Annotated in this window: 14 protein-coding genes; 1 reads left to right on the plus strand and 13 read right to left on the minus strand. The window is 48.2% G+C overall.

All coding sequences use genetic code 11. The features are described from left to right. Positions 1-20: 20 nt before the first annotated feature. From BLR73_RS05710 to BLR73_RS05740, 7 genes are all read right to left on the minus strand, one after another. Positions 21-1,055: a glycosyltransferase family 2 protein gene (locus BLR73_RS05710; RefSeq protein ID WP_091859881.1), complete on the minus strand. Its 1,035-nt coding sequence runs from the start codon at positions 1,053-1,055 to the stop codon at positions 21-23. Between the two features lie 18 nt (positions 1,056-1,073). Further along, positions 1,074-2,114: a polysaccharide pyruvyl transferase family protein gene (locus BLR73_RS05715; protein WP_091859884.1), complete on the minus strand. Its 1,041-nt coding sequence runs from the start codon at positions 2,112-2,114 to the stop codon at positions 1,074-1,076. A gap of 40 nt (positions 2,115-2,154) precedes the next feature. Continuing rightward, positions 2,155-3,423, minus strand: coding sequence for an ABC transporter ATP-binding protein (locus tag BLR73_RS05720; RefSeq protein WP_091859887.1), 1,269 nt, complete (start codon positions 3,421-3,423; stop codon positions 2,155-2,157). After that, on the minus strand, positions 3,420-4,268 hold the full coding sequence (locus tag BLR73_RS05725; protein ID WP_091859890.1) for an ABC transporter permease: 849 nt from the start codon (positions 4,266-4,268) through the stop codon (positions 3,420-3,422). The genes BLR73_RS05720 and BLR73_RS05725 overlap by 4 nt, the downstream gene beginning before the upstream one ends. A gap of 119 nt (positions 4,269-4,387) precedes the next feature. Beyond that, positions 4,388-4,966 carry a DUF4230 domain-containing protein gene (locus BLR73_RS05730; RefSeq protein ID WP_233456402.1) on the minus strand — a complete coding sequence of 193 codons (579 nt, stop codon included), beginning with the start codon at positions 4,964-4,966 and terminating at the stop codon, positions 4,388-4,390. Positions 4,967-4,970: 4 nt separating this feature from the next. Next, positions 4,971-5,693, minus strand: coding sequence for a DUF4230 domain-containing protein (locus BLR73_RS05735; protein WP_091859896.1), 723 nt, complete (start codon positions 5,691-5,693; stop codon positions 4,971-4,973). Further along, positions 5,693-6,214 (minus strand): DUF4738 domain-containing protein, encoded by a 522-nt coding sequence (locus tag BLR73_RS05740; protein WP_091859899.1) that lies wholly within the window; start codon positions 6,212-6,214, stop codon positions 5,693-5,695. The genes BLR73_RS05735 and BLR73_RS05740 overlap by 1 nt, the downstream gene beginning before the upstream one ends. Positions 6,215-6,376: 162 nt before the next feature. Here BLR73_RS05740 and BLR73_RS05745 point away from each other — a divergent pair, with 162 nt between their 5' ends. Next, positions 6,377-8,128, plus strand: a complete 1,752-nt coding sequence (locus tag BLR73_RS05745) for an ATP-binding protein (protein WP_091859902.1) — start codon at positions 6,377-6,379, stop codon at positions 8,126-8,128. Positions 8,129-8,133: 5 nt separating this feature from the next. Here BLR73_RS05745 and BLR73_RS05750 read toward each other — a convergent pair whose 3' ends face one another. The 6 genes from BLR73_RS05750 to BLR73_RS05775 all read right to left on the minus strand — a co-directional run bounded on the left by BLR73_RS05750 (position 8,134) and on the right by BLR73_RS05775 (position 20,076). Next, positions 8,134-9,006 (minus strand): sigma-70 family RNA polymerase sigma factor, encoded by an 873-nt coding sequence (locus BLR73_RS05750; protein WP_013064420.1) that lies wholly within the window; start codon positions 9,004-9,006, stop codon positions 8,134-8,136. A 120-nt stretch (positions 9,007-9,126) separates the two neighbouring features. Continuing rightward, positions 9,127-12,219, minus strand: a complete 3,093-nt coding sequence (locus BLR73_RS05755) for a TIM-barrel domain-containing protein (protein ID WP_091859905.1) — start codon at positions 12,217-12,219, stop codon at positions 9,127-9,129. A 126-nt stretch (positions 12,220-12,345) separates the two neighbouring features. Then, on the minus strand, positions 12,346-15,444 hold the full coding sequence (locus BLR73_RS05760; RefSeq protein WP_176763629.1) for a ligand-binding sensor domain-containing protein: 3,099 nt from the start codon (positions 15,442-15,444) through the stop codon (positions 12,346-12,348). Positions 15,445-15,466: 22 nt separating this feature from the next. Then, complete coding sequence (locus BLR73_RS05765; protein WP_013065421.1) at positions 15,467-16,486, minus strand: LacI family DNA-binding transcriptional regulator; 1,020 nt, start codon at positions 16,484-16,486, stop codon at positions 15,467-15,469. A gap of 238 nt (positions 16,487-16,724) precedes the next feature. Beyond that, on the minus strand, positions 16,725-19,385 hold the full coding sequence (locus BLR73_RS05770) for a DUF5686 and carboxypeptidase-like regulatory domain-containing protein (protein WP_091859911.1): 2,661 nt from the start codon (positions 19,383-19,385) through the stop codon (positions 16,725-16,727). After that, on the minus strand, positions 19,369-20,076 hold the full coding sequence (locus BLR73_RS05775) for an HAD family hydrolase (protein WP_091859916.1): 708 nt from the start codon (positions 20,074-20,076) through the stop codon (positions 19,369-19,371). The genes BLR73_RS05770 and BLR73_RS05775 overlap by 17 nt, the downstream gene beginning before the upstream one ends. Positions 20,077-20,135 lie beyond the last annotated feature (59 nt).

A 20,135-nucleotide genomic window follows, 5' to 3' on the forward strand; every position in this document is an offset into this window, starting at 1 on the left:
GGAGAAATAATAATCGCATTTCATGTCTTCTTAATTTTATGGATTAGTGGGCGTAAACAATGATAAATACCATATTGCCAATATGGAGCTATAAAAACTGGCAACAAATAATGAAGGTCGTGTAAAAAAATCTTCAAACTATAATGATTAACTAGCATCAATTCCTTCATATTGATTCTAACATGTATACGTAATTGTTTATAAACTGCCACATAACAAGATAGAGAGCTTGAATAATAATTTACAACCTCAGAGAAATACTTTTTTATAATTGGAAATGATACCTCCTTATTTATTTTATTATTTACAATAAAGTCACCCATTTCCTGTACAATCACACGAAGTGATTCAATCTGAATCCTTTTATTGAACGGCTGAGTAATACTCCCCATTCTACTTTTATATATATATGTACATTGATTTAATAAATAAACAGAAGAAGCTAAACTTGCAATCATAAATCCCCATAAAACATCTTCATATAGAAGTCCCTCTTGAAATCGAATACAATACGAATTTACGAAATTCCTGCTATACAGTTTACTCCATGCAGACCATTTCCACTTCTTGCCGAAAGTTTTTAAAATTGAGGTTCCTCTTAAAAGTGTATTTTCAGAAATATTTAATTCCCAGAAAGAAGTTTTTTGCCAATGACCTGTTTCATCTTTCTTATATGCGTTAGCATCTCCAACGACTATATCATACAACTCTTTATTTAATGGCTCCGACAATTTCTCTATGCAATCATCAGTCAGTTCATCGTCGCTGTCGAGGAAGAAAAGATAATCCCCTGTTGCGGCATCCATTCCTGTATTGCGAGCAGCGGAAAGTCCACGATTGTGAGTATGATGGAGGATTTTGAAAGTAATAGGGCCGTTATAGTCTTCGATGACTTTGTCTACTATTGCCAAACTATCATCTGTACCGCAATCATCCACAATAATGCACTCCATCCCTCCATCATACGTTTGGCGCATAACACTCCTAATGCAGTCTTCAACATAAGGGGCCACATTATATACTGGGACAATAATACTAACTAATGTAATATGCATAGGTCATATCTTTCATTTTTAATCGTTCTTTTTTGAGATGTTAGAAATTAATTGTGTACATTTAGCAGACAAATCCTTTGCCAAGGGTTCCCAGTTTTTTTTATTCGCAACAATGTTAGTTTCGGATAGTTTCCCTTTATAATCGAAATCACAGGAAATAGAATTTGAATAAACTGTTATCTTATTAAACAATTCTGTTATTCCAACAAAACGACAATCACTTTCTTCATTACATGAACCCCCTTGAGTAAAATAGACAGGAGTTTGAAGGCCCAAACAAGGTAAGGCACAATGCAGTCTACTTGTTACAACAAATTTAGCACGAGAATACAATCTAATTAGTATCTCTGCCTCATACAGTTTTTCTTCATTTGACCAAACATCATAACGATTGCTTACATGCTCTATGAATTTGGCATTTTTTAGGCATTTCTTAGTAAATACCTTTGAATAGGCTCGAATAAACTGAGATGATCTGGAAATTCTATTTCTAAAACTATTATGGTTCCCTTGGTTTGATAGCTTTTTCGATATCTTATATACAAGAAATGGATGACAAAGTAAAGCAACAATTCTCATCACTCTATCTTGTTTTGTGGGCTTTGGTATACAAGGATCAACAAAATAGACATTTTCCTTCTTCTCACCTGAAGAGTATTTATTTCCCAAAGTAAGTGTTAAACATCCTGTGAACCATGATTCGACCCCCCTCTGTTTTAACAAATTGAGGGTGTATAGGTCTCTGCAGCCTATTGGGCCATTCTCTTTCAAATATGTTACTCCAGAATTAGTTAGCATTTTATCCGATGCTTTTTTATTAATGTGAAAACTGAGGAAAATGGGACTGATTTTCTTACTTGGTGGCCAATTATTGGGAAAATGCATAAACCATCCATTCATAATGACCACACTCTCTTCTCCATCATATTGTGATAATTCCTCCCTGTTTACATATCCATCAACAGAAGGAAGAAATTGAGACGCAGCCAACGCCTGAATATAATCGCCAATATTAGTCCAACCGTTATTTTTTTCCACAGATAATAACTTATATTTCATATTCGGATTGTTGATTGATAATTCTTTTTCATAAATATTATTAAACAGACTCTAATCCAATAAATCCCTCTGTGGATAAAACTATTGGTTTGGCAAATTGATTGTAGAAACCTTCAATATGAAGAGTCATACAATTCTGTGCATAAAAGAAATTCTGCACATATGGCTCATGAAGATTAATATCTATCAAATAATTACCATCAGCTATATACTTTGGAAGACGGATATGTTTTTGAATAGTGAATTCTCCACGCTCAATATCATATAGTTTTCCTGTATAACGACCTTCAATAAGAGAGGCCATAGGGGTTCCATCTAGTTTTTTGATAATCATTTTTATCTCGCACTTCATGGGTTCAATAGTATGTCCTTTAATCTGTATATCGAGAACTTCCTGATCATGAGTCAGATAGGTAGAATTATAGGGAGTATGATTAATCTGTATCTCATTGATTTTTAAAAAGTTTTTGCAGTCGGTAATATAATCTGTCATTAACTTCTGTCCCTCTAACTGAGTAGAGGCCGTAGCTAGATAATGATCAATAGCTTCATCTGCAGTACCAATGAAATCGGTCATACCATCGCGAAGAACTACACCCTTCTGGCAGAGGTTACGAACAGCAGCCATATTATGGCTCACGAAAAGAACGGTTCTGCCCTCGCCTTTCGATACATCCTGCATCTTGCCGATGGCTTTCTTCTGGAATTCGGCATCGCCAACAGCCAACACCTCATCGACTACAAGGATTTCAGGCTCCAGATGAGCGGCAACAGCAAAACCTAAGCGTACCTTCATACCCGACGAATAGCGCTTGACTGGCGTGTCGATATAGCGCTCGCAACCAGAGAAATCGATAATTTCGTCAAGTTTGCGGGTGACCTCTGCCTTGGTCATGCCCATGATGGCACCATTCATATAGATATTTTCACGACCAGTCATTTCAGGGTGGAAACCTGTGCCTACCTCAAGCAATGAGGCGATGCGCCCGCAAACATTAATCTCGCCAACACTGGGAGCCGTCACTCGCGAAAGTAGCTTCAGCAAAGTGCTCTTACCTGCGCCGTTCTTACCAATAATACCCATCACATCGCCTTGCTCCACACTGAAACTAATATCTTTCAGCGCCCATACAAAATCGCTTTCGCCCTTTGTGGAACGAACGTTGGTATCGCCAATCTTAAGATAAGGATCTTCCTTGCCCAGCACATTCATGGTCCACCAACGGTTCAGGTCATGGCTGAACGTACCTGTTGAGACTACTCCCAAGCGATACTGCTTACCTACATGATTAAATTCAATAGCCTTCATACAGTATCCATGAAATTACGTTGTACCTTATTAAATATAGCAACGCTGAACAGCAACAGCACGCTCATAAACAGGAAACTATAACCTAAGGCAAACCAAGAGAAATAGCCCTGTCCCAATGTGGCATACTTGAAAGCCTCAATGATGGAGGTCATCGGGTTGGCCATAATCAGCGTGCGAAGCGTTCCTTCTTCCACCATACTAATGGGATAGACAATGGGGGTGGCGTACATCCAGAGCTGGACGATGAATGTAAAGAGAATGGAAAAGTCGCGATACTTGGTGGTGAGCGAGGAAATCAGAATGCCAAAGCCAAGACCAAGACCTGCCAGCATCACGACCAAAAGGGGCGTAAGCAGAATAGCCCAATTGGGGGCAATCGGAGAACCTGCCATAAAGAAATAGAGATAGAGTGCCACAAAGAGTCCTACCTGTATGACAAATCTAAGCAGATTTGATATCACCACAGCGATGGGCACCACCAAACGTGGGAAATAGACTTTTCCAAACATATTCTGATTGGCTGTAAACGTGTTTGACGACTGGTTCAGACAGTTTGAAAAGTAGAACCAACAAATGTTGCCTGCCATATAAAACAGGGCCTGAGGCATACCGTCTGTGCTCATCTTTGCGATATTTCCAAACACCACCATATTCATGATGACGGTCAAAATGGGCTGTATCAGATACCAAAGCGGACCAAGGATAGTTTGCTTATACTGTACGACGATATTGCGCCTGACGAATAGTTCTATCAGGTCGCGATAACGCCAGATTTCGCCTAGATTGATGTGCCACAATCTCTCATGAGGTCTGATTTTCATTGTCCAGACTTGCTGTTGCATATAACCTCCAAAAGTTTTTTCGTTGCAAAGATAAAAAGTTTTTGTTAAACTCTGCACTCTCGCTTATTAAATATGGTTAATTTATTAAAGTTTTAAAGTGACCTGTCCCCTGGCAGGGATTACTCGAAATGAAGAACTACGTTCTTATAGCCTAAGCTCTTGAACAGATTTGAAACTTGGATTTCGGCATTAACCTCAGCTGTCTTAACATTTTCTTTGGTGAGGCAATGCTTTAGCATCTGGCGGTGGGCTTTTTGATAGAGGGCCTGGTGGGCTTGGGGAGTCCATTTGCCACTCTCGTAGAACGACTTGGTTTTGGCTTCGTCGATGAAGTCTTTGTCCAGGAGGGTGACCTTGGGTAAGGTTACCTGGAGGGTGTCACTTTGGACGCGTATCGCGTCCTCGCTTAGGTTTTGCATGTTGATGCCCAGACGGAGGGTGCCGTAATAGATGCGGACCAACTCATCGTCGGAGAAGAAACCCTTACGGACGGTGTCGACCATCTCTTCGGCAGAGATAGAGAGGAACTCCCACTCACCAATGTCCCTGATGCTCTGGATCTGCGTGGGGGTGGGCTCAATCTTGTCGTTAGAACCAATCTCGATATAGTTGCTCTTCAGGACGCTCTTAACCCAGAAGAAAATCGCGATAACAGCGATGACTATAACTGCACCTATGATGATATTTATCTTCTTCATAACTCTAATCTTCAAAGCGTATTAAGCCTTGATACTTGTGACGGAAATCCAAGTCCTTACGGAAGGCGATGGTGATATTCTGCTCCTCGTAGCCCAACTGGGTGAGCATGGGAACGAGGACCTTAGCTGCATTGGCACGGGCGGTTTCTTCGATGCCCATGTCGGGGATGCTCTGCAGGATGGCCTCCCTACCCTGCTGCTGATAGTTGGCCAACTCCTCGTCGCTAAAATGCGCACGCGTGAGACCTACATATTGCTTGACGTTCTTCTGATCAATCTTAGAGCTGGTCATCACCACCTGTGGATCGGGGAGGATGATGGTAATCTGATTGCCAGAACGCTCGATGTTCTGTTCGGAGAATTCCGAGAAATCGATATAGGCCTTGATCTTAGCATCCATGGGGATGGCAATCTTTCTGTCGGCCAGGGGCACCTTGAGGTTGAACTGCTTGCTCATCAACTGGCCCTTTAGGCGCAAGGCATCGTCGTGGGTGACAATCTTATGCACGCGATACTCGGCGGTGTAGAGTTTGGAGCATTTCTGGACCTGCATGATGAGCATGGGGACGGTATCGATACTTCTGCCAGGGGACAGGTTCCTGGCATCTGAATCAGCTGCCAGGAACCTGTCCCCTGGCAGAAGCTGGCAGCGAATCAGCAAACCGATTAACACCAACAAAGCCAGCACGACACTGACTACCAAAATACTACGACGACGCTGTTTCATTACTCTAGATCCTGATCGCGGGAGATGCCTACCTCGCCGAAGTTGCTGACGGTGACGATTAATGGGATGTACTCATCGGTCTGGGGATGACAAACGCTGGCGGCAAAGAACAGCTGGTTGCCCTCGGCCTTGTCGAACACAAAACCTTCGAGGATACCGGTCTTACGATAGTCGTCGTCGAGACAACCCTCGAAAGCGGCCTTGGTAAAGGTCTTGGTGCAGAACACGCTGCCATCGGTACGGATGACCTTGAGGGTGATGCGGTTATCGACGAACTTCTGTCCGTTCTCGTCCTTCACCATACGCAAAGAATCGTCGGCTGTGCGCGACACCTCAACCTGGTACTGCTTGCCCAACCACTGCACATCCTTTACATCTTTATAATCCTGCATACGGATGGGAGCCTGAGGCTTGGGCGCCTCGGTATGCTGTACGATGATATCATCGTGCTGCTTTTTCTGACCGCAACTTGCTAACAAGCAAGGCATTGCTATAAGGGCTAAAATCAAATTCTTATTCATAACGCTTTTTTTATTGACGGTGCAAAGATAAGCAATTTTAGGCACGGATAACACGGATTGCACGGATTTTTTTATTTTAACGATAAAAAATGGCAAATTTATTTGGTAATTATAGAAAAGTTTGTACTTTTGCAGAAAAGAATACCGACTAACCTAAGATTTATGAATATAGGACGAATCCTTTTGGCTGCAGCGCTATTACTTGGAACGAGTGCCAGCCACGCAAATATAGATTATAAGAAAGACGCGAAATACATAGAACTTCGCGACTCCATGAGCCATGCGTTTAACGATGGCGACAGTGCCCGATTCTATACACATCTGACGAACCTGCAGAACTATCTGCTGGAACATAATGACCTGCACGGCTACTACACGCAGCGGTGCAATGACATTATCTTTGAGATGAACCGCCAGAAGATTTTCGAGGCGTACACCAAAGCCCAGGAGCTGTCGAAGGAGTTGCGCGAAAAGAAGTTGACCAAGGAGATGTATATGGCCGTGAACATGATGGGTCATATCAACCGCTATTGTGGTAACAAGGAGGCTGCCAAGAAATGTTGGTACGAGGTGGTAGAGATGATGGAGAAGAACGGCTACTACGAGAGTATCCCGCCCATCTACATGAATATCATCAATGTGGCCATAGACGATGACGCTCAGGAGGCATTAGACCTGATGGACAAGGCCAAGGAGATAGCCAAGAAATACTCGCCCGAACGGGTGTTCGACATCGAGACCCGAAAGACACTGACCTACTATAACGAAGGTAAGATAGACCAGTTCCTAAAGGGTTACAAGGTGTATAAGGAGGGCGAGCGGAAAGGTCTGTCGTCGGTTCACGGACGTAGCATGGAGGCCTACTATCTGGCTGCCACCGGTAAGGTTGACGAGGCCATCGAATATGCCAAACGCGAGTTGGGTGACGAGGGTGCCGATGCCATCCCCTTGATTTACGAGCGTGCCGGCAGATGGGAGGAGGCCTACAAATCGTTTAAGAAGGAATCGCTGGCCAGCGACTCGATAGATAATGTGGTGCTGACCAATAGTATGCAGGGTATCCAGGAACAGGTAGAGCTGTACGAAGCCGAGAAGAAAGCGGCTACCGTACGTACCACCGCCCTGATGGGTGCTATCCTGCTACTGACACTGCTGATTATCGCCCTGGTATATATCGTGCAGATACGCAAAAAGCACCTGAAGGAACTGCGCAAGGCGTATAAAAAGGCCATGGAGTCGGAGAAGATGAAGACGGCGTTTATCCAGAACGTGAGTCATGAGGTGCGCACGCCGCTGAACATCATCACGGGTTTTGCCCAGGTGATAGCCGATCCTGATTTGGCTGCTGATCCCGAAGAGCGCAAGCACATATCGACCATGATGCAGAAGAGTACCCGTCAGGTGACCATCCTCATCGACGAGATTATCGGTCTCTCGCTGATTGAGAGTACCGAAAAGATGAGCAAGGACGATGTGACGAACATCAACAACCTGTTGCGTGGATTACAGACAGAGTACAAGGAATACGTGACCGACGAGACCGACATCAAACTGGAGACAGAGTTGGCCGACGACCTTACGCTGAAGACCAACGAGAACATGCTGCGCCGTATATTTGCCTGCTTATTGGACAATGCCGTGAAATATACCGAGAAGGGCTGCATTACCATCCATGCCAAACAGGAGGGTGACCAGCTGCAGATGATGGTAACCGATACCGGCTATGGCATACCCGCTGAAGAGGCGGAGCATATCTTTGACCGCTTTGTGAAGTTGGATAACTTTAAGGAAGGTATCGGACTGGGACTGCCACTGAGCAGAAGACTGGCCGAACAGTTGGGTGGAAAAGTAGAACTGGACACCACCTATACAGATGGCGCCCAGTTTATTGTTACACTGCCAATAAGCGAATAAGCCTATTAGCCGAGGTATTTCATCAAGATGCGTGCATAACCACTGTCGTGCAGTTTGGTGATGCTCTTTTCACGAATCTGACGTACACGCTCACGGGTGAGTCCCATCTCGGCGCCAATCTCCTCGAGACCACGCTCCTGACAGCCAATACCGAAGCACTCCTTGACAATCTTGAGTTCACGATCCTTCAGTACGTTACGCAGTACATTGTCCAGATCGGAAGTGAGCGACTCGTAATCCACCAGCTTGTCGGTACGGGTATCCTCGCCACTGCTCAGCATGTCGGCCATTGAGTTGTCGTCGTCCTCACCGAAAGGTGCGTCGATACTCATGTGGTGACTATCGGCCTTGGCAGTCTGCTCAATCTTCGACTCCTCAATCTGTGTGAGCTCAGCCAGCTCGGTAACAGATGGGCGGCGCTGGTGCTGCTGCTCGAACTTATTGATTTCCTGATTAATCTTGCTCAGAGCGCCACTCTGGTTCAGGGGCAAGCGCACAATACGACTCTGCTCGGCGATGGCCTGCAGAATGCTCTGACGAATCCACCATACGGCATAAGAAATAAACTTAAATCCGCGTGTCTCATCAAACTTCTCGGCTGCCTTTACCAGTCCTATATTTCCCTCGTCGATCAGGTCGGTGAGTGTCAATCCCTGATGCTGGTACTGTTTTGCTACAGACACCACGAAGCGCAGATTGGCTGTTACCAGGCGTTCCTTCGCCTTCTCGCCCTCAGGACCGCCACGACGGATGGCCTGAGCCAGCTCAATCTCTTCATCAATAGTGACAAGGGGTTGACGACCGATTTCTACAAGATACTTGTCGAGTGCCTCACTTGATCGGTTGGTAATACTTTTTTGAATCTTTAATTGCCTCATATTTATATCGTTACTCTGAAAAAGTCTGCAAAAGTACAAAAAAAAGCGATACGTTGCAACCAACATATCGCTTTTTTAGACTATTTTAACAAGATAACTTGTGTATTGCTATCTCACAGATTACAACTTGACGGTGATAGCCTTTCCGTTGTAAGAAACGAGCTTGCCCGATGGGTTGTCGAGGTTGAGCGGCTGGGGATGCTCTTTTGATATCAGTACAATATTGAACTGACGATTCTTGAGCATGCCAGCGAACTGACCCTTGCGCGCACCAAACGAAACGGTACGGGTAGCATCATCGTAAGTGATGTCGATGGTGGCATACTTGCCCTTCTCGTAATTGTAGTTGGTGCCCTCGTCTTCGTAGAGTTGGAACGAGCCATCCTGACCGGCATAGACGTAGAGATGGATGAGCTCGGCGGGCTTCTCGTCGCTCCACTCCATCTCAGGACCGAATGGGATGATGGCGCCAGCGCGAACGAACACTGGTATCTGCTCGTAGGGAGCATCTACCACGAGCCTGCGGCCCGAAGATGAAACATTAAACATTAAAGATGAAACATTAGGTTCGGCATCGATTATCATCTCTCCAGTATATAAATCATACCAAGCGGTTTGGGTGGGGAAATAGACACTGCGGTTGCGGGCTTTGTAGTAGCCTACGGGGCAGGCCATGAGGGCGGGACCGAACATCCACTGGTTGCCGATGTTCTCTACCTCGCGATCGCCATTAAAGTCCATCACCAAAGGGCGCATCAGGGTGTAATCCTTGAAGTGTGCCCAACCAGCCAGTGAATAGAGGTACGGCATGAGGCGGTAACGCAGTTTATCGTAGTAAACAAACGACTTGTAGGCGGGGTGCTCCTCAGGGGCGATGTTCCAGATTTCGCGCAATGGCCACTGACCATGCGAACGGAACAAAGGAATAAAGGTGCCGAACTGGTTCCAGCGGGTCTGCAGCTCGCGCCACTCCTTCAGGTCCTCGTTCTCCACCTTGGTGCGATCGTACAACTGCTGGGCAGCCACATAACGGTTCTCGACACAGAAGCCACCCTGGTCCATACCCCAGAAAGGAATACCAGAGATAGAATAGTTCAAACCAGCCGTCATCTGGGCACGCATATCCTCCCAACGGGTACCGATATCACCGCTCCAGGTAGCGGTAGAATAACGCTGCTCGCCAGCAAATCCGCTACGTGTCAACAGGAATACTCTTGGCTCGTTAAGCTTACCCTTCCAAACAGAACGCTGACCATTGTAGATGGCATCGGCATTCACGGTTGAGTAGGCATTGAAATATTCGGTTGAGGTGCCTAAGGCTGTGGGGCCACTCAGGGCTTTGCGGTACCACATGGGAGTGCAGTCGCGTACATTGGGCTCTGAGGCGTCCATCCACCAAGCATCTACCATTGAACATTCTTGCGTCCCTTTTGGTAGCAAGCGCCCCTTCGGGTCGAGCGGACCATTCACCATTGACCATTTTCCCAGCCCCGAATAAAGGGCTTTGTCCATTTGATTCCAGAACAGCTTGCGGGCGCCGGGGTCGTAGGCGTCGTAGAAGCCATTGGTGTAGCCGGGGCCTACCCAGTCGTGGATATCGTCGGTGGGGCTCTGGATATACATCCAACCCTTGGCATCGAGCTCCTTGTAGTTGTCGGTATTGCAATAGAACTTAGGCCATACCGAAATCATAAAGCGACCGTGCATCTGGTGTACGTTGTCGAGCATCTGCTGGGGATTAGGATAGCGCGATGCCTCGAACTGGTGCGAACCCCACTGATTCTCGGGCCAGTAGTTCCAGTCCTGTACGATATTATCGATGGGGATATGACGCTTACGGAACTCAGCGAGAGTTCCCTCAATCTCGTCCTGTGTCTTGTAACGCTCACGACTCTGCCAGAAGCCTAACACCCACTTGGGATAGAGCGACGCCTTACCAGTGAGGGTGCGATAACCACTGACCACCTGATCGAGGTTGTCGCCAGCGATGAAGTAGTAGTCCATATCCTTGGCCATCTCGCTCCAGATGCTGAGCTGCTCGCGCTCCTGCTTGCTACGGGGCTCAGCCACACGCAGTCCGCAGTAAGCCTCACCACCATCGGGTCGCCACTCGATACGCAACTGCACACGCTTGCCCTGCTGCAATTCGGTTGAGAACTTATAGGCATTGGGGTTCCAAGCGGTACGCCAGCGCTCAGGGACAACCTCGTTGCCGTCGATGTAGACCTTTACGTAGCCGGAGTAATACAGAATGAACTGGTACAATGGACTATTTGACAATTTACCATTTGACAATTGGGGTTCGATGAAGCCTTCGTAAGTGACGGTGGCTCCCATGAGATTGATATCTTTGGGGAAGTTTTTGATGCCGCCATTATCGGTTTGCTGGGCAATGAGCGATTTCTCGGGCGTACCATATTCATAATAGATAGAGTCCTCGTCGCGGACCAGCTTTTTACCACGGGCATCGATATAGGTGCCGGTGAGATGACCCTCCTTACCACTCTTATCATAGAGTTTGAAGGCACGATTGAGTTGCAGGTAATCGTTGGGGTTACCAAAACGACAGTAGCTGTAAGAATCCCACAGCAGTCCGTAGTTCTTATTAGAGAGTACGAAAGGAATGCTGACCTTGGTGTTATACTGGAACAGATCCTCGTTCTTTCCCTTCATGTTAAACTCTTCGCTCTGGTGCTGACCCAGGCCATAGAAAGCCTCATCGTCGGGACTGTCGAACTTCATCTGCCACGACAGACCATGCTTCTGCTCCTCTGGAACGGTATAGCCCGTCTTCATACCCAACTCGCGCTCAGGTACGGTAAAGTCCCAGAACTTCTTGCCTTCCTGGGCCTCCTTGAGCAGCTGTTTGCCAGAGGCATCGAAGAAGGTAATCTGACCAGTGGCCTTCTGTACCACAGCCTTTACCTTCTGTGTTCTGACCACCACGTTATCGCCCTCGTCGGTAATGGTGTAAGAGCCTTTGGCAGGTGCTGCCACAGGTACCCTGATGAGCGAGGCAGGCTTAACAGGCAACGCATCCTTACTGGTGGCACGCACACGGATAATCTGATTGTTAATCACCTCAAGGTAAACTACCTTGGCCTGACCACCATCAGGCGTAATAGTCACATTGTTTCCATTGGTCTGCACCACAGCTGCCATCATGGTTGAGGATAGCAGCAAGCCAGACACTAAAATCTTAATTCGTTTCATTACTTAGTTATTGTTTGCTTAATAATGTTGATACTTCGTATCGAGCCCTCTCACGCTCGGCAAAGCTCAAGCAAGCTTGGCTGTGCACTCGCTTAATCGAGGCCTTTAATGTTTAATCTTTAATGTTTAATCATCATCAAGCATCACCGCTTCTTCGGGCAGTTGCTCTACGGGCAGGGTGATGGTGAAGATAGAACCGCCACTGGGGTTGTTCTCGGCAGTGATGGTACCACCATGCATCTCGACAATGGCCTTGACGAAGAACAGACTGATGCCCGAGTCGTCGTCGCTCACCATGGGATCGAAGATGGTCTCCTCGCCACCCTCGGGGATACCCACGCCATTATCCGAGATACGGATAGAGCCGGAGGTAGAGGTTTTATCGACAAACACCTTGATGCGGCAGTCGGTTGGTGAGAACAGGGCACAGCTGTTGAGCAGCATCTGTACGGCCTGTGCCATCTGATCGCGGTCGAAATCGACGGTGAGGTCGTTGGCCAATGGGAAGAACGAGAACTTGACATGCTTGCCAAGCGGTGCCTTGAACTGGGCGCACTGCTCTTTCATGAAGTGCTGCAGGTCGTGAGGTTTCTTCACCGTTTCCTCGATGCTCCATGCCTCGTTGTAGAGTTCCTCGGCCTGAGCCTTCTGATCGTTCTCCTGCTGCTGTTGCAGCTCGGCACGCATCTCGGCCATCCACTGTTTCTTCATCACCTCCATGCGCAGATAGTCGCGCTCGGTCTTCTCGGCCTGGCGCTTGAGGAAGAACCTACGCCAGATGAACACACCTAAGAGTACCAGCCCCAGGAAGATGACCATAATCCAACGGTTACGCAACAGCGGCGGGGTGATGGTAATCTTGAGGGTGGCCTCGTTCTCGCCCATGGTGCCATCGGCATTGAGCATGCGCACATGCAGGATATAGTCGCCATGGTGCAACGACATATAGGTAATGTTAGGATCGTTCTCCTCGGTCTTAATCCACTTATCGCTGAAGCCTTCGAGCTGATAGACGAAGCGCGACTCGTTGTGCATCTCGCCCTTGTCGGTGGCCAACTGGATGGTGAACTGATTCTCGTAGTGGCGCAGGATGAGTTCCTTGCTCACGTTGAGGTCCTCCTCGAGGATGACGCGACCATCGTAAGCCTCGCCTATACCCAACTGCTGTCCGAAGAGTTTCAGACCGCTGAAGATAGGTGTTTCGTTGTTATCGATATTAGTAACCAGCTTGGGGTTGATGACATCCACGCCATTCACACCACCAACCAGCACCAGACCGTCGTGGGTGATGCAGATAGAACGCTGGTTGTAAGGGCCCTGCTGCAGACCATCCTTGGTGCTGAAGCTGCGCACATTGAAGGTCCATTGGCCCTGGTCGTCCTTCTTAGCTACCACGTTGGATACACCATACTCGGTAACCACCCACATGGTGTGCTGCTTATCCTCGGCAATACCCACCACGCTTGAGCCAATCAGTCCGCTGTTCATATCCAGCAAGGTCTGCGTATTGTTCTTCCAATCCACAATGCAACAGCCTGAGGTAGAGCCCTGCCATACCAGACCACGACTATCCTCGAAGACACAGGTAGAAGAAGGCATGGCCGCCTGCTGACCTTCGACGGTAGGAATCTTCATGTTGGCCACCTTACTACTCACGGGGTTGATGAGTGAGTAATACTGCGAGTGACCCACCATGAGCCAGCCCTTGGCATTCCAGGTGGCTGTGGTCATAAAGTTCTCGGGCATGGTAGAGTTATGTGAGTTGATGGTGCGGAACTGTCCGGTTTTGGTAGAGAGGCGCTGCACACCACTACCCAGGGTTCCCATCCAGATGTCGCCCCACTTATCCTCGGTAACCGACCAGATGTTGTTATTGATCAATTTTCCGCTGGTATTCGCCATGGTGTAGTTCCTGACCTGTCCGTTGGAAAGGTGAATGAGTCCACCATTATAGGTTCCGAACCATACCGAGCCATCCTTGGCGCCACAGCTGGACACCATCACATCGCTGGCAAAGCCGCAGCGCGCCTTATCATAGACCTCGATTTCGCCAGTGGCTGGCAGGTATTTGATGATACCACGGTTGTCGGTACCAAACCACCAGTTGCCAGCAGCATCCACACAGGTGGTGTTCACGTCGCCCACCTCTAAGGTATTGAAGCCCAGGAGTTTCTCGATATACTGGTTCAAGCCGTTGCGATAGCAGCCAATCCACATGTTGCCCGAGCGGTCGAGCATCAACTTTTTCGCAGTGTTCTCGCTGATAGAGGTGGCGTCGTACTTGTTATGGACGAAGTTCTTGACCTCACCACGCTTCATGTCGATGACAAAGATACCCATGTGGTCGGTAGCCAGCCACATCCAACCGCGCTGGTCCATGCACACATCCCACACCTCGAGACCTGCTGGCAGAGGGGGTACACCATACTGTGCCAGATAATCGTTGAGATGGGCGTACCATTTCTTATCCTTCTGGTCGTACACAAACACATGGCCCACGTTCAGCACCCAGTAGTTGCTATGCTTATCCACATAGCAGTTATAGGCCTGACTCGACTGTCCGCCATTCAGCTTCATAAAGTCGTCGCGCTGGATAATCTCGCCCTTCTCGCCATCGATAATCATCAGGTCGCCATCGGTTGAGGTGACCAGCAGCTTATCGTTCCACTCGGCAAAGTTAGAGAAGTTGTACTCCTTAGGTATCTCGTTCTGCTCGTAGCCATATTTGATGAGCTTATAGCTCTTTTTACGCGGGTTGTAGCAATACAAACCCTCGTCGTAGGTCTTAACCCAGAAGCGCTTTTGCGAATCGACAAAGAAACGGTCGATATTACCTTTGATACCCCATTGCGACAACACTGATTTAGGGTTGCGGTTTACCTGCTCGGTAAAGGGGTTGAACAGACTGTAGTTCATGCCCTGCTTGAGCCACAGCATACCATCGGCATCCTCCCAGATCTGGTCCACCAGGTTGTTACGCAGCGAGGTGGTATCGGTGGCATTGGAGTAATAGATGCGGAAACGGTAGCCATCGTAACGGTTCAGACCGTACGAGGTGCCAATCCAGATAAAGCCACGCGAATCCTGGAACAGGTAGTTGATCTGTGAGTTTGACAGACCGTCGCGGGCATCCATACGACGGAACTTCATGTCGGGGATGACGGCTGTTGCCGCACTTGCTGTGAGGCAGAACAGACAGAGGATATAGGTAAGTAGACGTTTCATATATATACTATCAAAAGGATTTTTATTTCTTAGCCGATGTTTCGCGGATGACCAGTTTCTGCGGCACAATCTTCTTGTAGATATGGCTGTCGCCATTGATATTCTTCAACAGCAGTTTGCAGGTCTCGGTACCCATCTCGTAGCTCTGATCGACAATGGCCGAAAGGCGTGGGGTGACATAGCCCGCATGCACATCGTCGGTAAAACCAATGAGCGCCACATCGTCGGGGATACGCAGGCCCAGCTGCTTGATAGCCGTAAAAGCTGCGAAGGTGATGATATCGTTGAAGGCCAGGATGGCATCAGGACGGTTGGGCATCTGCAACAATCGGGTAGCCGCCTCCAGGGCCCAGTCGAAATCAATCTTTTCGCATACCACCAGGTCGCGCTCGATGGGGATACGGTTCTCGCGCAGAGCCTCTAAATAGCCATGCTTACGGCGCACCACCATATCCAGGTGGTTAGGACCGCCGATAAAGGCGATGCGCTTGCTACCGGTATCGATGAGGTGCTGGGTGGCCTGCTGGGCAGCAATGTCGCCATTGGCGGTGACACACGAGAATTTATCCGACAAACAGGTGCGCCCGAAGAACACCATGGGTATCTGCATGTTGTAGATCTCCTCGAAGTGACTGTAGTCGCGCGTATCCTGCGCCAGACAGGCAATGATGCCCTCGACATGCAGGTTGATGAAGTTATCGATGGCTTTCACCTCGAGCTCGCTATCCTCGTGGGTGTTGGCGCTGATGACCGAGTAACCGGCCTTACGGGCCTCGTCCTCGATACCATCGAGCACAGCCGAATAGTAGTGCGTAACCAGGTTAGGCACTACCACACCGATGACTCTTGGCGCCTCTTTACGTAAACTCTGCGCAAAGGGGTTGGGACGGTAATTCATCTTACGTGCCAGCTCCTTCACCTTCTCCTGCATGGCCGCACCAATCTCGGGCGAACTACGCAAGGCACGACTGACAGTAGCTATACTGACGCCCAATTCCTGAGCGATATCCTTGAGTGAGGTTCTACGTTTATTTGTTACCATTTCTACATTCGTATCATGTGACGTTGCAAAGGTACACATTTTTTTGAAAATCGCAAACGTTTACGTGTGATTTTTTGCGTTAATGTATTGATTTCGAGTATTTTTCTTCGTACCTTTGCACCAGCAAAATCAGAAATGAGTAATGAATAGTTGATAATAAGTTAGTTAGAAAATGGAAAAGCAAGACTGTCGGGATGACACTCTTGCTTTTTATTTTTATACGTGTTTTAAACCGTTTTTAGAACGTGGCTCGCACCATGAAACGCACCCCATGCTTGTGGGCGGTGGGCAGTTCGTTGTAGTTCAAACGGCGGATATACTCCACATGAATTATCTTGAAGATATTGTGCAATCCTAAGCTCAGCTCCATATAGGGGCGCTTGGGGTCGATGACGTAGCTACCCTCGGGGAAATACATGAGGATAGGGTTGCCGATGTTGTGATCCTTGTAGGGATTGTTCTTATCACTGAGTTCGCCCCACAGTACACGGAAGCCAATCCACTCACGCCACTTGAGCTTACGCAACAGGGGGATGCGGTTGAGAATCTTACCGTTCATATCCCAGTTGACCTGTCCCGACAGGAATCGGTCGGTGGGGAACTCCATGTTGTTGATGGCCTCGAAGGTATAGTCCTGCACGATATACGAGAGGTTGGTCTCGGGCATGATGAGCAAGGGGAAAGGCACCTTCTCCCACTGGATACCACCTTTGATATTGAAGTCCATCTTTCCCCACGACTTGAGCCAGAAGCGCTTGTAGATAGAGCCCTCGGTATAGTTGTAGCTATACTGTCCGCCCAGCACATCCTTCAAGCCCAGGGTATGACTGACGGTAAACACAGGGGCATCGAGGTTGATAGGCAGGCGACGCTGCTTGGTGTTGATAAAGGTCTCGCCAGGAGCAAAACGCAACTCGGCACGCAACTCGGTGGTGCGGATCTTCTGCGACCGCACTGGCAGTACGCCTGTGCTGAATCCCTCTACCGGGGGCAAGGTAGGATGGCTCCAGTTGGTCCACAGACTGCGATCAGACGACATCGACATAGGGATGAAATACAGACTACCAGCAGCCTCGTTCTCCTCGAGCTTCATGGAGAGTGTGGTACGGAAGCCCCAGTCCTCCTCGCGCTCGAAGGTGACCGACTGGCGGTTATAGAACATCATCTTATCTACCTTGCTCCACTTAAAGGCGGTAAACACATTATCCTTATCGGTGTGCATAAACTTATCGGATGGCGACATGACATCGTAGGTAGATGAGAAGGTGAGCGTGCGCTGCGGGAATTCGCGGGGCAGGTACTCCTTCTTATTGAACGACCAGATGACATCGCCCTTGTAATACCACTTCTTAGAGTCCCAACCACGGGCCACGTAGCCACGGAAGAACAGGTTGGAATCGAGGTTAGCGGTACTCTGGGCAGAGATACGCGTACGAATACCATCGATGATATTCTTGGTAATCATGGTGTTGATAGGACCGATATCCACCTTGCTGGGGTGCTTCTTGGTACCTGTCTCCACAAAGTTCTCGACCAGAGCCTTCAAACCGAACAGTACCCACTTAAAGCCCTTGACATTCTGCATGCCATTGACAAACTGATCCATCTGACTCTCGGCCTTGGTGAGCTCTACCTGGCGATACTGGTTCCAGAACTCATCGCTACGCATCATGGCGTTCACATCCTTCACCTCTTTCTTCGTACCCTTAAACAGCTGTTTGGGCAGTTCGTCGAAGGCATAATCGTTGATACGGGTGTTACGGATGACGGCAAACTTCTGCAGGAAGTTGGCCAGCTTGAGTTCGGTAAACATATCATCTACGCTCAGCACCCAGTCGCCATCGGGCAACTGCGTGAACTCCTGCACCACCTGCATGTTCTCCACGAAGTTCACATCGCTCTTCTTAGGGATGGTCATCTCGCAGCGCTTCACCTGCCAACTGCTGTCGGCCAGGATATACAGGTCGCCACGGAACCCAAAGTCCTGCTGGTTGTTGGGCAGGAAGTGCAGATGGTAGCACAGGTCCTTGTCAACCATGAGCGTATCCTCGATATAATAGCGGTAGAAGCCGATGGCATCCTTGCCGATAGGCGAGGTGAAGGGGTACTGCAACAGACGGATCTGATCGTCGTAGATGTTCACATCGGTAAACACATCCTTCATGATGGTGTTCAGGATGTCGCCCGTCTGGAACAGGTCGTTGATACCCTGGGTGTTGATACCCTTGATAATCGTCTTCTCGTCGTGTGGCTTCTTGCGATAGATTTTTTGCGAAACCGTCTCATCCACGCTGATGGGCAGGATGAGTTTGTTGTTATACGGGCACGCCTCAATCTGGTCGATGAGCCACTGTTTCTTCTTATACTTGGGTGAATCGAGCACCTCGGGCTTGAAATCGTTGAGTGCCAGCGTAATCTTCTGGTACTTGTTGTACTGATAATAATCGCGGTTGTCGAGATCGGTCTGCTTCTTGGCAGCTATCACCTTACGCATCATCTCGACGGCAGGGTTGTTCTTACGACTGTAGCGACCACGCTTGGTTTTGATGGTGACCTCTTTCAGCATCTTATTATCGGTCTTGAGCGCTATCTTGATGACGTTCTTGATACCCGAGTTAATCTGTACCGTGTGGGATACGTAGCCTACCGACGTAAAGGTAAGCTGCCAGCCATTATGACGGACAATCGAAAAGTTGCCATCGATATCAGAAGCCACTCCTACCCCATGACCCAGGTACTGGGCACTGGCAAAGGGGATGGGCTCGCCGGTCTTGGCATCCACAATCTGTCCGCTGATGGTGTGCTGCGCATATGCAGTGAATAGTGAACAGTGCATAGTGAATAGTATCACTATCACCCTCAGTATCCACTGTGTTTTCCAATCAATATTTCTCTTCATTATTTTCTAAAATCTGTGTTAAGTCTGTTATCACTTTCCCGGCGGGGGACTCATCAACGGGATCGTTGGTCCAACCTTCGCCTTTGAACCATACAGTGTGGCATCCCGCCTTACCGGCTGGGATGATGTCTTTATCCATACTATCGCCTACTACCACTACCTCGTCAGGGCGCATGCCCAGGGCCTCAACGCCTAAGGTAAATATCTGTGGGTCGGGCTTGCGAACGCCTACCACGGCGCTCTCGATAATCTTATCGAAAATACCATCCAACTTGAACTCCTGGAGCACGGTGGCGATGTTACCATAGAAATTGCTGACCAACACCATGGGGTACTGCTGTTTGAGTTGCAGCAACACCTCGCGACTCTTGGCAGTCTCTTTCACAGTTGCCTCGTACAAGCTGTCTGTGAGAGGTTTTAGATAAGAAGAGACAGAAGAAACATCATTTTCCTCCTGGAGATACTCCAGCTGGATGCGGATTTTGGTTTCTATCGTTTTGTAGAACGTAAAATCGGGCTGGATGATAGGATTCTTACCCAATGTGCGCTCGGCATGCACATAGGCATCGCGAAAAGCCTCCTCGCTCACAGGCACCTGCTGGCGCTCGTAAGCATGCCAAATCACCTTCCCCCAATGCTGTCCACCGGTATCCAAGGTCCCACCGTAGTCAAATATATAACCCTTGAGCATTATAAAATGTAAAAATTATAAAATGTAAAAATGTAATAATTACAAAATGTAAAAATGTA

The sequence above is a fragment of the Prevotella sp. khp1 genome (assembly GCF_900102205.1).
Taxonomy (GTDB): domain Bacteria; phylum Bacteroidota; class Bacteroidia; order Bacteroidales; family Bacteroidaceae; genus Prevotella; species Prevotella ruminicola.

What these genes read in the sequence shown, in the direction of transcription:
- BLR73_RS05710 (WP_091859881.1), bottom strand. Translation starts at nt 1,055, where the DNA reads ATGCATATTACATTAGTTAGTATTATTGTCCCAGTATATAATGTGGCC.
- BLR73_RS05715 (WP_091859884.1), bottom strand. Translation starts at nt 2,114, where the DNA reads ATGAAATATAAGTTATTATCTGTGGAAAAAAATAACGGTTGGACTAAT.
- BLR73_RS05720 (WP_091859887.1), bottom strand. Translation starts at nt 3,423, where the DNA reads ATGAAGGCTATTGAATTTAATCATGTAGGTAAGCAGTATCGCTTGGGA.
- BLR73_RS05725 (WP_091859890.1), bottom strand. Translation starts at nt 4,268, where the DNA reads ATGCAACAGCAAGTCTGGACAATGAAAATCAGACCTCATGAGAGATTG.
- BLR73_RS05730 (WP_233456402.1), bottom strand. Translation starts at nt 4,966, where the DNA reads ATGAAGAAGATAAATATCATCATAGGTGCAGTTATAGTCATCGCTGTT.
- BLR73_RS05735 (WP_091859896.1), bottom strand. Translation starts at nt 5,693, where the DNA reads ATGAAACAGCGTCGTCGTAGTATTTTGGTAGTCAGTGTCGTGCTGGCT.
- BLR73_RS05740 (WP_091859899.1), bottom strand. Translation starts at nt 6,214, where the DNA reads ATGAATAAGAATTTGATTTTAGCCCTTATAGCAATGCCTTGCTTGTTA.
- BLR73_RS05745 (WP_091859902.1), top strand. Translation starts at nt 6,377, where the DNA reads ATGAATATAGGACGAATCCTTTTGGCTGCAGCGCTATTACTTGGAACG.
- BLR73_RS05750 (WP_013064420.1), bottom strand. Translation starts at nt 9,006, where the DNA reads ATGAGGCAATTAAAGATTCAAAAAAGTATTACCAACCGATCAAGTGAG.
- BLR73_RS05755 (WP_091859905.1), bottom strand. Translation starts at nt 12,219, where the DNA reads ATGAAACGAATTAAGATTTTAGTGTCTGGCTTGCTGCTATCCTCAACC.
- BLR73_RS05760 (WP_176763629.1), bottom strand. Translation starts at nt 15,444, where the DNA reads ATGAAACGTCTACTTACCTATATCCTCTGTCTGTTCTGCCTCACAGCA.
- BLR73_RS05765 (WP_013065421.1), bottom strand. Translation starts at nt 16,486, where the DNA reads ATGGTAACAAATAAACGTAGAACCTCACTCAAGGATATCGCTCAGGAA.
- BLR73_RS05770 (WP_091859911.1), bottom strand. Translation starts at nt 19,385, where the DNA reads ATGAAGAGAAATATTGATTGGAAAACACAGTGGATACTGAGGGTGATA.
- BLR73_RS05775 (WP_091859916.1), bottom strand. Translation starts at nt 20,076, where the DNA reads ATGCTCAAGGGTTATATATTTGACTACGGTGGGACCTTGGATACCGGT.